General features: G+C 60.8%; 13 protein-coding genes. 11 read left to right on the forward strand and 2 right to left on the reverse strand.

The window, feature by feature from the left end:
- Nucleotides 1-9: 9 nt before the first annotated feature.
- From secE to M1E05_RS06430, 11 genes are all read left to right on the forward strand, one after another.
- Nucleotides 10-294 (forward strand): preprotein translocase subunit SecE, encoded by a 285-nt coding sequence (gene secE / locus M1E05_RS06380; RefSeq protein ID WP_458114544.1) that lies wholly within the window; start codon nt 10-12, stop codon nt 292-294.
- Between the two features lie 110 nt (nt 295-404).
- Complete coding sequence (gene nusG / locus M1E05_RS06385) at nt 405-1,229, forward strand: transcription termination/antitermination protein NusG (RefSeq protein ID WP_461164781.1); 825 nt, start codon at nt 405-407, stop codon at nt 1,227-1,229.
- A 131-nt stretch (nt 1,230-1,360) separates the two neighbouring features.
- The gene (gene rplK, locus M1E05_RS06390; protein ID WP_018773647.1) at nt 1,361-1,792 is read left to right on the forward strand and encodes a 50S ribosomal protein L11; all 432 of its coding nucleotides are present in this window, start codon (nt 1,361-1,363) and stop codon (nt 1,790-1,792) included.
- 194 nt (nt 1,793-1,986) lie between these two features.
- Nucleotides 1,987-2,694, forward strand: coding sequence for a 50S ribosomal protein L1 (gene rplA, locus M1E05_RS06395; RefSeq protein ID WP_247041875.1), 708 nt, complete (start codon nt 1,987-1,989; stop codon nt 2,692-2,694).
- Between the two features lie 161 nt (nt 2,695-2,855).
- Entirely contained in the window at nt 2,856-3,425 is a 570-nt protein-coding gene (locus M1E05_RS06400; RefSeq protein ID WP_461164782.1) for a GNAT family N-acetyltransferase, read from the forward strand.
- A complete protein-coding gene (locus M1E05_RS06405; RefSeq protein WP_461164783.1) occupies nt 3,409-3,951 on the forward strand; it encodes a hypothetical protein in 543 nt (180 codons plus the stop codon). The genes M1E05_RS06400 and M1E05_RS06405 overlap by 17 nt, the downstream gene beginning before the upstream one ends.
- Nucleotides 3,948-4,652: a hypothetical protein gene (locus tag M1E05_RS06410; protein ID WP_461164784.1), complete on the forward strand. Its 705-nt coding sequence runs from the start codon at nt 3,948-3,950 to the stop codon at nt 4,650-4,652. The genes M1E05_RS06405 and M1E05_RS06410 overlap by 4 nt, the downstream gene beginning before the upstream one ends.
- Entirely contained in the window at nt 4,642-5,754 is a 1,113-nt protein-coding gene (locus M1E05_RS06415; protein ID WP_458111624.1) for a GNAT family N-acetyltransferase, read from the forward strand. The genes M1E05_RS06410 and M1E05_RS06415 overlap by 11 nt, the downstream gene beginning before the upstream one ends.
- A gap of 348 nt (nt 5,755-6,102) precedes the next feature.
- Entirely contained in the window at nt 6,103-6,708 is a 606-nt protein-coding gene (gene rplJ / locus M1E05_RS06420; protein ID WP_247041866.1) for a 50S ribosomal protein L10, read from the forward strand.
- A gap of 75 nt (nt 6,709-6,783) precedes the next feature.
- A complete protein-coding gene (gene rplL, locus M1E05_RS06425) occupies nt 6,784-7,161 on the forward strand; it encodes a 50S ribosomal protein L7/L12 (RefSeq protein ID WP_309108164.1) in 378 nt (125 codons plus the stop codon).
- Between the two features lie 175 nt (nt 7,162-7,336).
- Nucleotides 7,337-9,175 carry a 5'-nucleotidase C-terminal domain-containing protein gene (locus M1E05_RS06430; protein WP_461164785.1) on the forward strand — a complete coding sequence of 613 codons (1,839 nt, stop codon included), beginning with the start codon at nt 7,337-7,339 and terminating at the stop codon, nt 9,173-9,175.
- Here the strand turns inward: M1E05_RS06430 and M1E05_RS06435 are convergent.
- Nucleotides 9,172-9,660: an aminoacyl-tRNA deacylase gene (locus tag M1E05_RS06435; RefSeq protein ID WP_461164786.1), complete on the reverse strand. Its 489-nt coding sequence runs from the start codon at nt 9,658-9,660 to the stop codon at nt 9,172-9,174. The two genes, M1E05_RS06430 and M1E05_RS06435, sit on opposite strands and share 4 nt — an antisense overlap.
- 71 nt (nt 9,661-9,731) lie before the next feature.
- Nucleotides 9,732-10,931: an acetyl-CoA C-acetyltransferase gene (locus M1E05_RS06440; RefSeq protein ID WP_461164787.1), complete on the reverse strand. Its 1,200-nt coding sequence runs from the start codon at nt 10,929-10,931 to the stop codon at nt 9,732-9,734.
- Nucleotides 10,932-10,953: the final 22 nt, after the last annotated feature.

The following is a 10,953-nucleotide window of genomic DNA, read 5'->3' on the forward strand; positions in this document are numbered from 1 at the left end:
ATTGCGAGAATGAGTGAGGACCAGGTGACCGAAACAGCTGCAAGCAGCTCCAAGGGCCGCCCCGCCAAGAATGCCGCCAAGGCTGGCATCTTTGCTCGAATCGCACTTTTTGTCCGCCAGGTTATTGGCGAACTTAAGAAGGTCGTGGCACCCACCCGCAAGGAACTGATCAACTACACGCTCGTGGTGCTGGTATTCGTGATCATCATGATGATCATCGTCACGCTCCTGGATCTGGCCTTCGGGACCGGAGTGGGCTGGGTCTTCGGCGGTTCAGGCCCCACGGACAACTAGGGCGATCGGTCCGCAGGCTGCGTGGACTCCTGAATAAGGAGGTTTCACGGAGTGTGCGGAATTGAGCCATTTAAATAGGCATGTTAGGCAATGAGGAAGCAGGAGACCAAGTGTCAGAGCAGGAGCTCGAGGTAACCGAGACTGAGCTGGATGGGTCCACGGACACCACAACGGACGCCGTGGAAGAGTCTGAGGCAGAGTTTTCTGCGCCCGATTCCGCCGTTGAAGCTGACGACGAGGACGCCGACGTAACCGTAGACGACTCCGACTCTGAGGCAGCAGACTCCGACGACGAGTCCACCGATGCCTTGGCAGCGGCAGCAGCCGCAGCGGAGGTTGATCCCGCCGAGGAATTCAAGTCCAAACTGCGCCGCCAGGAAGGTGACTGGTACGTCATCCACTCCTACGCCGGTTACGAAAACCGCGTGAAGGCCAACCTTGAGACCCGCATCCAGACCTTGGACATGGAAGATTACATCTTCGAAATCCAGGTTCCCATGGAAGAAGTCGTTGAGATCAAGAACGCCCAGCGCAAGGTCATCAACCGTGTGCGGATCCCCGGCTACGTGCTGGTCCGCATGGACCTGACTGACGCCTCCTGGGGCGCAGTTCGCCACACTCCCGGTGTCACCGGCTTCGTGGGTAACGCCCACAACCCGGTTCCGCTGCGCCTCGACGAGGTCTTCTCCATGCTCGCACCGGTCTTCGAAGAAGAGCAGGCCGAAAAGGGCAAGCCCGTCAAGCACGCTGCTGCTCCGGTGGATGTCGACTTCGAGGTCGGCGAGTCCGTCATCGTCAAGGAAGGTCCGTTTGAGACCCTCCCGGCAACGATCTCCGAGATCAAGGTTGACTCCCAGACCCTCGTGGTGCTCGTCTCCATCTTCGAGCGTGAAACCCCGGTTACCCTGGCATTCAACCAGGTCACCAAGATCTAACGATCACTTTAGATTTCGCTCCGGAACTGCCCGCTTAGCAGCTCCGAAGCGGCCGGCCGCCTCGCCATGGCGGCCACATACCTGAGGCACGCTCCTGTGTCCCAGGACGCATTTGAGAGAAGGACCCTACATTGGCTCCCAAGAAGAAGGTCACCGGCCTCATCAAGCTGCAGATCCAGGCAGGTGCCGCTAACCCGGCTCCGCCGATCGGTCCTGCGCTTGGCCAGCACGGTGTCAACATCATGGAATTCTGCAAGGCGTACAACGCTGCGACAGAAGCCCAGCGTGGAAACGTCATCCCCGTGGAAATCACGGTTTACGAAGACCGTTCATTCACGTTCATCACCAAGACCCCGCCGGCTGCAGAGCTCATCAAAAAGGCTGCAGGCGTCGCCAAGGGTTCAGCTACCCCGCACACCGTCAAGGTTGCCAAGCTGACCCAGGCCCAGGTCAACGAGATCGCCACCACCAAGATGGAAGACCTCAACGCCACAAGCCTTGAAGGCGCCGCGAAGATCATCGCCGGCACCGCACGCTCCATGGGCATCACCGTAGAAGGTTAGGCCCACCGCTGTTGCGGCAGAGTCGGATGAAGACCGACGACGCCGGACAGCACCGCCGGGAAACCGGCACCCACTGAAATATTGAAATGGGCATCCCATCCGGACGAACAGCCGGATATTCAGCCGGACATCCCAACTGTGGCAGGGCCCAGCGCGGTCCGCAGACCACAACTGCACAAGGAGAAATAAGCAGCATGGCAAAGCGCAGCAAAGCATACGAGGCAGCCGCAGCCAAGATCGACGCGGAGAAGTTCTACGCGCCGTTCGAGGCAGTGACCCTCGCCAAGGACACCAACCCGTCCAAGTTCGACGCCACCGTTGAGGTCGCTTTCCGCCTGGGTGTAGACCCTCGCAAGGCAGACCAGATGATCCGCGGAACGGTCAACCTGCCCCACGGCACCGGTAAAGTCTCCCGCGTTCTGGTTTTCGCAACGGGTGACAAGGCAGAAGCAGCAATCGCTGCAGGCGCCGACTTCGTTGGTTCCGATGACCTGATCGAAAAGATCGCAGCCGGCTGGACCGACTTCGACGCCGCCGTCGCCACCCCTGACCTCATGGGTAAGGTTGGCCGTCTTGGTAAGGTGCTGGGTCCCCGTAACCTGATGCCGAACCCGAAGACCGGTACCGTCACGGCCGATGTCACCAAGGCTGTCAACGACATCAAGGGTGGAAAGATCGACTTCCGCGTCGACAAGCACTCTAACCTCCACTTCATCATCGGCAAGGTTTCGTTCGACGCCGTCAAACTGGCTGAGAACTATGCAGCAGCACTGGAAGAGGTTCTTCGCCTGAAGCCCTCCGCTTCCAAGGGCCGCTACATTCAGAAGGCAACAGTTGCTACCACCTTCGGTCCTGGCATCAGCGTTGACCCCAACGTCACCAAGGTTCTGACCGAGGTCTAAGGGTTGAGCATTCGGATAATCCGAATCTGAATTAAGAACTAACAACAAGGGACCGTCCGGCTCACGCCGGGCGGTCCCTTGTTTCATTTTCCATTCTTTGGGCCGTATTTTGGCTTGAGCACGCTCTAGAAGCCGACAGCAGATGACACTAGGCTGAACGCGTGACTTCGCCGCCGTACCTTATCGAGCCACTGGTCCTCCCTGCCTCGCTGGATGCCCCGGACGCCAAGGACTTCCTTGAGTTCAGCGAGCTCACAGACGCCCTGGTAATGGAGACATGGCGGAACCTAGACCGCGCCAGCCCGCCGGCCGCACGCCTGGAGGCGTGGCGCAATGACCCCTACAAACAACTTCACATGTTCTTCATCCGCAGCGCCGGGCGCATGGTTGCCCGCTCCTGGATCAGGTTCACCTCACAGGAAAACCTGGGGAGTGCAACGGTGCGGGTGGACGTCCTGGCAGCTCACACCGGGCGAGGGATGGGAAAGGCGCTCCTTCGCCACGCTGAGGAGCAAGCCGTCACCTCCGGCCGGACAACGCTGCAAAGCTTCACAGAACATATGGCCAACTTCGATCCCGATGGTCAAAACGTCCTGAAGCCCGCCACGGGAACGGGGGCGCTTCCAGCCGAGTCCCGTCCTGTGCGTTTTGCTGCAGCCGCGGGGTACGCCTTGGAGCAGGTCTCCCGCTTTAGTGCCCTTGACATGCCGCCGGGTGGCAGCCGTCCTTGACGAACTGGAGGCCAAGGCCGGAACTTCTGCCGGTGATGAATACGAGCTTTTGGGCTGGACGGACTGCTGTCCCGAGGGGTACGTCGACCAGATGGCGGAACTGATGAGCCGTATGAGTACTGATGCTCCGGCCGGGGAACTCCTCCACGACGAAGAGGTGTGGGACGCGGGACGTGTCCGCCACGTTGAGGATCTGTGGAAACGTACCGGACGGATATCCCTTGTCGCGGCAGCCATGCACAAGGACAGCGGAGAGCTGGCAGCCTATTCCGTCCTGCAGTTTTCACCCGTCAAGCCGTGGATGGCCGAGCAGGATGACACGCTGGTCTCGAGGGCACACCGGGGCCATCGCCTGGGCATGCTCATCAAGATCCACAATCTCCGGCGCCTTGTGGCCGCACACCCTTCAGCGGAGCGGGTCCTCACGTTCAATGCGGCCGAAAACGAACACATGCTGGCCATCAATGTTGCGCTCGGGTTCCGGCCCGCGGGGTACGACGGTGAGTGGCAGCGGCTGCTTCCATGAACGATCCCGACATCGCCGCCGTCGTGATCCCTGATGATGCCCAGCCCGATAACCCGAGCAGCGCTCCCGACCTGCTGGAGTGCCTCCGCCTTGAGGAGGCGCACAACCTCTCGGTGTGGGGCAACACCGACCGGTGTGGCACGTTCAGTGAAGCACTCTTCTACTGGCGGGGAAACAGCTACTTCGAGCGGCTTCTGTTCCTCGCAAGGAAAAACGGAGTGCCGGTGGGCAGCTGCTCGGTGGTTCCGGCGAAGTGCTCGGGGGAAGTCCGGCAGCGGCAGCTCCCTTTGGCTTTGCCTTCCAGCATCTTGGCCAGGGGAGCAGGCTACAGCCTTGAGCAAGTGGAAACCTCCAGTCGACTGGCGCTTCCTGTGCGCTGGTTTCCGCCACCTTGCACAACAGCACCGGCCGACTGGCTGCCTATACGGGGCTCTCATACCGACGGGCCAAAAACTCATGTGGTATTGCAGGAAGACACCCTGGTTGCCTCAGACCGCCGAGGTCACAGACTCGGGATGCTCGTCAAGATCGCCAACATCCGCCGCGCGCAGGAAGCGTGGCCCGCGGCGCGCTCTGTCCTGACATGGAATGCCAGTGAAAACCGTCATATGCTGGCGATAAATACATCGCTCGGATTCAAGCCCTCCGGATTTGAAGGCGAGTGGCAGAAACGGCTGGATGATCCCCTTTATGGCACATGACGTACGGATAGAGCAGCTGTGGATTCCGGATTCTTTGGAAGCAGCTGATGCTGCAGACTTCCTGGCCGCCGTCGAGGTGGGACGGCGAGTCCGTATGGAGACGTGGGGCAGTGACGACCTCGCTTATGCCCCGATTGAGAAGCTCCTCGAACTGGCAGATCCTTACGAACGGCAAGTAATCCTCGTGGCCAAGATGGGTCAGGAAATCGTGGGAACAGTAGACATAGCGCTGCCTCTCGCGGACAACCAGGACCTGGCGGAATTCACGCTCGACATTCTGCCCGAGTACCAGCGGCGCGGAGTAGGCAAGCAGCTCCTCGAGGCGGCCGAAGACGTTGCGAGGGGAGAGGGCAGGTCCATGATCCTGGTTGATACGAACCATCCCGGCACTTCCTTGAGCGATCTCGAATCCGAGCAACTCATCCCCGGTACGGGAGATGGATTTGTGCCGCTGGGGAGCCGCGAGGTGGAATTCGCCCGCCGTTCCGGATACACCCTGCAGCACATTGAACAGTTCAGCGCCTGTACCCTTCCGTTGGACACCCAGCTTGTTGCCGAGCTTGAGGCGGAGGCCGAGGCCGCCAATGCTGGCCGCTACCGGCTTCATCACTGGACCGACCGTTGCCCGGACGAGTGGCTGGAAGCCGTCGCCGTCCTAGAAAACCAGGCTGGCGTGGATGACCTGCCACCTGGCCAAGGGCAAGCGGGAATGGTGTTCGACGCCGGCGTCCTCAGGGAAGCTGAGGCCGTCACCATGTCGCAAGGAAGGCGCACGGTGGTCACCGCCGTCGAGCATATTGCCTCCGGCGAGCTTGTAGGACTGACAACCATAAGCGTCCTGGCCCAGCGCCAGGACGTCGTCTTCCAGGACGACACGATGGTGCTGGAGCAGCACCGTGGAAATAAACTGGGCCTTCTGATCAAACTGGCCAACATGGAACGGCTGACTGAACAGTTTCCGGATGCACGCGTCATCTATACGTGGAATGCGCCGGAGAACCGCTACCTGCTCACGGTGAACCGCCAACTGGGCTTCACCACCGCCGGAGTCACCGGGATCTGGCAGAAGGAGTTGCCGGACTTCAGGGACAGCACCAGCTGATTCGGTGACTGATCTCGCAACGGATGCGGCGCCTGATCTCCTGCTGATCTCGACCGGATTTGGCCGAAGGACAGGGCTTCCCGTAAGCTTGAACTACCAAAGACCGTCGGTTGTTGGAATCCACTCTTTCAAACACAACTCACTTCTGCAGTTGTGGGCGGGAAGATCCAGTGGATTTTCAGACGAAGGACCCTGAACATAGGGCGGCCGGCGCAGGTGAACGAAGTGAAGCTCCGCAGTCTTCAGACTGCGTTGAGCCAAGCCCCGTGCATCTGCGCGGGGCGTTTTTAGTTTTAGCTCACTTGAGCGGGGACCCGGAATACCGGCACTATCCCCGGAAGGAGGGTTATGGCAACGCCTACAAAGGTTTCAGCAGTAGCTGAGATCACTAACGATTTCAAGGAATCGAACGCCGCTGTCCTGACCGAATACCGTGGGCTCACTGTTGCACAGCTCAAGCAGCTGCGTGTTTCCCTCGGCCAGGACACCAAGTTCTCGGTCGTCAAGAACACCCTCACCGCAATTGCAGCCAAGGAAGCTGGTGTCGAAGCATTCGACGGTCAGCTTGCCGGCCCTACTGCAATCGCATTCATCAAGGGTGACGCAGTTGCAGCGGCTAAGAGCCTGACGGATTTTGCCAAGACCAACAAGCAGCTGGTTATCAAGACCGGTTACTTCGAGGGCAGGAAGATGGATGCCAGCGAAGTTATCGCCCTGGCAGCCCTCGAGTCCCGTGAGCTGCAGCTCGCCCGTGTTGCAGGTGTCCTCAAGGCTCCTGCTGCCGCTGCTGCACGCATCATTGACGCTCTGCGCCTCAAGCTTGAAGAAGAGAACGGTGCTCCGGCTGTAGCCGAAGCTCCCGCCGCTGAAGAAGCACCCGCAGCCGAAGAAGCTCCGGCCGCTGAAGCAGAAGCTCCGGCTGAAGCTCCCGCAGCAGCCACCGAAGAGAACTAACTCTCTCACCACCAGACTCCGGTGTGAAGGCATGGCCATAGGCCGCTGATCACCACAACAGGAAGGACGCCAACCATGGCGAAGCTCACCAACGAAGAGCTCATTGAAGCTTTCAAGGAACTGACCATCATCGAGCTCTCCGAGTTCGTCAAGCTCTTCGAAGAGACCTTCGAAGTTACCGCTGCTGCTGTTGCCGTAGCCGGCCCCGCCGGTGGCGGCGCTGCTGCAGAGGAAGAGGAGAAGACGGCATTCGACGTCGTCCTCGAAGCTGCTGGCGACAAGAAGATCGCAGTGATCAAGGAAGTTCGCGCCATCACCTCCCTCGGCCTCAAGGAAGCCAAGGACTTGGTTGACAGCGCACCGAAGGCTGTTCTCGAGGGCGTCACGAAGGAAGCTGCCGAGAAGGCAGTTGCCCAGCTCGAAGAGGCTGGCGCACGCGTTACCCTCAAGTAATTCTGTGTCCGGCAGGCCCGCACTTAAGCCCGCCGCTCGCTTCCGGGAGACCCCGTTCACTTAGTGAACGGGGTTTCCTGCTTAATCCCCGGGTTGAGAACGTGGGGACCCTAGACTGTGGCTTTACCGATTGTGGAAAGATCCCCGATCAGCAGAGCGCCCAGGAGCCCACTTCATGACAGATCCCGGTTCATCCATGTCCCGCCGAACAATGCTTGCCGCGGCCCTCGTCGGAGGAAGCGTTGCGGCCGCCTCGCTGGCAGGAGCCCCTGCGGCCCAGGCAAGACCCGGACTTCAGCCGGGCGGGAAGCGCTTCACCCTCACGGTGCTGGGTACCACGGACCTCCACAACAATGTCCTCAATTGGGAGTACTACAAGGACGTGCCGTACACCGACTCCGCGGGCAACCGTATTGGTATTGCCCAGGCCTCTACCCTCATCAAGGCTATGCGGGCCGAGCGTGGAGCAGGGAACTGCCTCACCTTGGACGCCGGCGACACCATCCAGGGAACACCGCTGGCCTACTACTATGCCAAGGTTGAACCGGCTTCCGGAACAGTCAAGCATCCGATGGCGCTTGCCATGAATGAGGTGGGCTACGACGCCGTGGCCCTTGGCAATCATGAGTTCAATTACGGCATTCCGCTGCTCCGCACCTGGGAGAGCCAGCTGGACTTCCCGTTGCTGGGTGCAAACGTCCGTGACGTCACCACCGGCAGGCGTGCGTTCACTCCTTACATCCTCAAACGCATCGATACCGGGAACGGCTGGGTGACTGTCGGCCTGGTTGGATTGGTGACTCCAGGTTGTGCCCTCTGGGACCGCGACAACGTTCATGGCCGCCTCGATTTCAATGGAATCGTTGAGGAGGCAAAGCTGGTAATTCCGGAAGTCCGCGCGGCCGGAGCCGACGTGGTCATTGTTTCCAGCCATTCAGGAGCGACGCCGGGATCCTCCTACGGTGATGCCCTGCCTTTCCCGGAAAATGCTTCCACACAGCTGGCCGAAGAGGTGCCCGGCATCGATGCCATCCTCGTCGGCCATGCCCACGTCGAGATTGCCGAGCGGTTCGTTCTCAACAAAGCCACCGGAAAACAGGTTCTTCTCACGGAGCCCCTGAAATGGGGGATGCGCGTGTCGGTCATGGATCTTGTGCTGGCCAAGGAACGCGGCAGGTGGTCGGTCGCCTCAGCAAGCTCCCACCTGCTGGACGCCAAAACAGCGGAGGCGGATCCCGCCGTCGTAAGCGCAGTTCAAGCCGGCCACGAGGCAACCGTTAAGTACGTCAACACGGTCATCGGGACCTCGACGGCGGATCTGAACACGGCAACGGCATGCTGGTCCGATTCCCTTGCAATCGACGCCATCAACTACGTCCAGGCCACCACCATCAAAGCTGAACTTGCCGGCGGGCCGGCCGCACAGCTTCCGGTCCTTTCCATTGCGGCTCCCTTTTCCCGTACTGTCGACGTCAAGGCAGGGCCTCTGACCATCCGAGACGTGGCCGGTCTTTACATCTTCGACAACACCCTGCTGTCCATCAAGGTCAACGGGGCGTTGGTCAAGGACTACCTCGAATGGTCAGCCAGATACTTCAAGGCGGTAAGCACTGCATCAGTGGCGCCCCAGGACCTCACCAACGCCCCCACCTCCATGGCCCCGGCCGGCACGCCCGACTACAACTACGACGTCGTGTATGGCCTGGACGCACCGTTGACCTACGACATCGACGTCGCACTGCCGGTGGGGGAGCGCATCATCAACCTGAGCTACGGGGGCGAGCCGATCGGGCCTGGGCAAGAGTTCGCCCTGGCCATCAACAACTATCGCCAGAGCGGCGGCGGCAACTTCCCGGGCGTGAAAGAAGCACCTCTGCTTTCCAACAGCCAGCAGGAGATCCGGCAACGGATCATCGATTACGTCCTGGCCAGGGGCACTCTTGACGCTGCCGTGTTCAGTCAGCAGAACTGGAGGCTTGTGGTCAACGGGGAGCCACTAACAGTAACCGCCTAGGCTTCCTCGCTGATGTCCGCGACCACTGCTCCAAGGGCCGCGGTCAGGGCATCAGCGTCCACGAAAGCGCTGTACCCATGCTGTCCCGCACCTAGTGAGATCCTTCGCCCGGCGATGGACTTGTCGGCAAAAACAGGCCAGGCAGTGGTGCTGCCGAGCGGTGTGATGGTCCCGCGCTCATATCCGGTCGCCTCGAAAGCGACGTCGGCAGCCGGCAGCGAAAGCTTGTTGACTCCCAACAGACTCCGGAGTTTGGGCCAGGAGATTTGACGGTCCCCTGGCACGAGGGCGAAGAAGAAGCTGCCGTCCTTGTGCTTGATCACCAGGGACTTCACAATGTCTGACGGCCGGATCCCAAGGATGGCGGCCGCCTCCTCCAGGGTCTTAGCCGGGGGTCGCTCCACCAGTTGGATCTGCAACCCCCTGTCCGCAGCGTCGCTCAGGAAACGCTGCCGGCCTGTGGCCCCGCCGTCGTCGTCAGTCATTTACTTCTTTCGTTTGTGTCAGCGCCCTGGGGCAAGTCTCCAGGGTAGGTCTTCGTGCCGGATCCCCGGTGTCAGTCCCGGTAGAGCAGCAAGGCTTCGCCCTGGCCCCCGCCTCCGCAGAGTGAGACGGCCGCTTTGCCAGCGCCCCGCCTTTTCAGTTCATGTGCAGCATGGAGGGCAAGCCGTGCCCCTGATGCGCCGATCGGGTGGCCCAGTGCTATGGCGCCGCCGTGGAGGTTGCACTTCTCGAGCGGGTAGTCCAGATCCTTCAGGGACTGTACGGCAACTGACCCGAAGGCCTCATTGATCTCGATGAAATCAAGGTCGGCGGTGGTCCAGCCAGCCCGCTTAAGTGCATGCTGTACGGCGTTGGACGGTTGAGAGTGCAGGGAGTTGTCGGGGCCTGCCACCTGCCCGGGTCTGCCAACAACGGCCAGATATTCGAGGTTGTTGTCTGCTGCATATTTGCGGGAAGTGAGAACCAAAGCTGCTGCCCCGTCGGAAAGAGGGGAGGAGTTGCCCGCCGTGATGGTGCCGTCGGTGGCGAAAGCGGGCTTGAGGCCGGCAAGAGTCTCCAAGGTGGTGTTGGGCCGGACGCCTTCATCGGCGGTCAGGGTGAGCGGATCGCCCTTGCGCTGCTTGACGGTAATAGGCGCGATTTCCTGGTCAAACACTCCGTTCCCGGAAGCTGCTGCGGCACGCCTGTGCGACTCGACGGCGACGTTGTCCTGGGCGGTGCGGTCGATGCCTAGAACAACGTTTTTGGTTTCGGTGGAGAGCCCCATCGATTGCCCGTCAAAGGCGTCGGTGAGCCCATCATGTGCAGCAACGTCCAGCGCCTGAATGGCACCGTAGGTCCACCCCTGGCGTGAGCCGGGGAGGATGTGCGGCGCCCTCGTCATGGATTCCTGACCACCGGCGACGACGACGCTTGCGTCACCGCCGCGGATCATCCGGGCAGCGTCGATGACGGCGGTCAGCCCCGAAAGGCAAACCTTGTTGATGGTGACAGTGGGAACGTTCCAGCCAATTCCCGCTCCGACGGCGCTCTGCCGTGCTGGGTTCTGTCCCGCACCGGCCTGCAGCACCTGTCCCATGATGACGGCTTCCACGCGGCCGGCGTCCAGGCCGCTGGCCGCAATAGCCGCCCTTATGGCGTGTGCACCAAGTTCGACGGCGGTGAAACCGGCCAGTTGTCCGTTGAGCCGGCCCTGTGGTGTCCGGGCGCCGGACAGGATGACAACGTCATTGTCGTCTGAGGAGTAAGCCATGGTGATCTTCCGTTCCTTTGAC

The organism is Arthrobacter sp. R4-81 (assembly GCF_054792365.1).

Coding starts and splice junctions, on each gene's coding strand:
- secE (WP_458114544.1), top strand. CDS start 10: ATGAGTGAGGACCAGGTGACCGAAACAGCTGCAAGCAGCTCCAAGGGC.
- rplA (WP_247041875.1), top strand. CDS start 1,987: ATGGCAAAGCGCAGCAAAGCATACGAGGCAGCCGCAGCCAAGATCGAC.
- M1E05_RS06410 (WP_461164784.1), top strand. CDS start 3,948: ATGAACGATCCCGACATCGCCGCCGTCGTGATCCCTGATGATGCCCAG.
- M1E05_RS06415 (WP_458111624.1), top strand. CDS start 4,642: ATGGCACATGACGTACGGATAGAGCAGCTGTGGATTCCGGATTCTTTG.
- rplJ (WP_247041866.1), top strand. CDS start 6,103: ATGGCAACGCCTACAAAGGTTTCAGCAGTAGCTGAGATCACTAACGAT.
- rplL (WP_309108164.1), top strand. CDS start 6,784: ATGGCGAAGCTCACCAACGAAGAGCTCATTGAAGCTTTCAAGGAACTG.
- M1E05_RS06430 (WP_461164785.1), top strand. CDS start 7,337: ATGACAGATCCCGGTTCATCCATGTCCCGCCGAACAATGCTTGCCGCG.
- M1E05_RS06435 (WP_461164786.1), bottom strand. CDS start 9,660: ATGACTGACGACGACGGCGGGGCCACAGGCCGGCAGCGTTTCCTGAGC.
- M1E05_RS06440 (WP_461164787.1), bottom strand. CDS start 10,931: ATGGCTTACTCCTCAGACGACAATGACGTTGTCATCCTGTCCGGCGCC.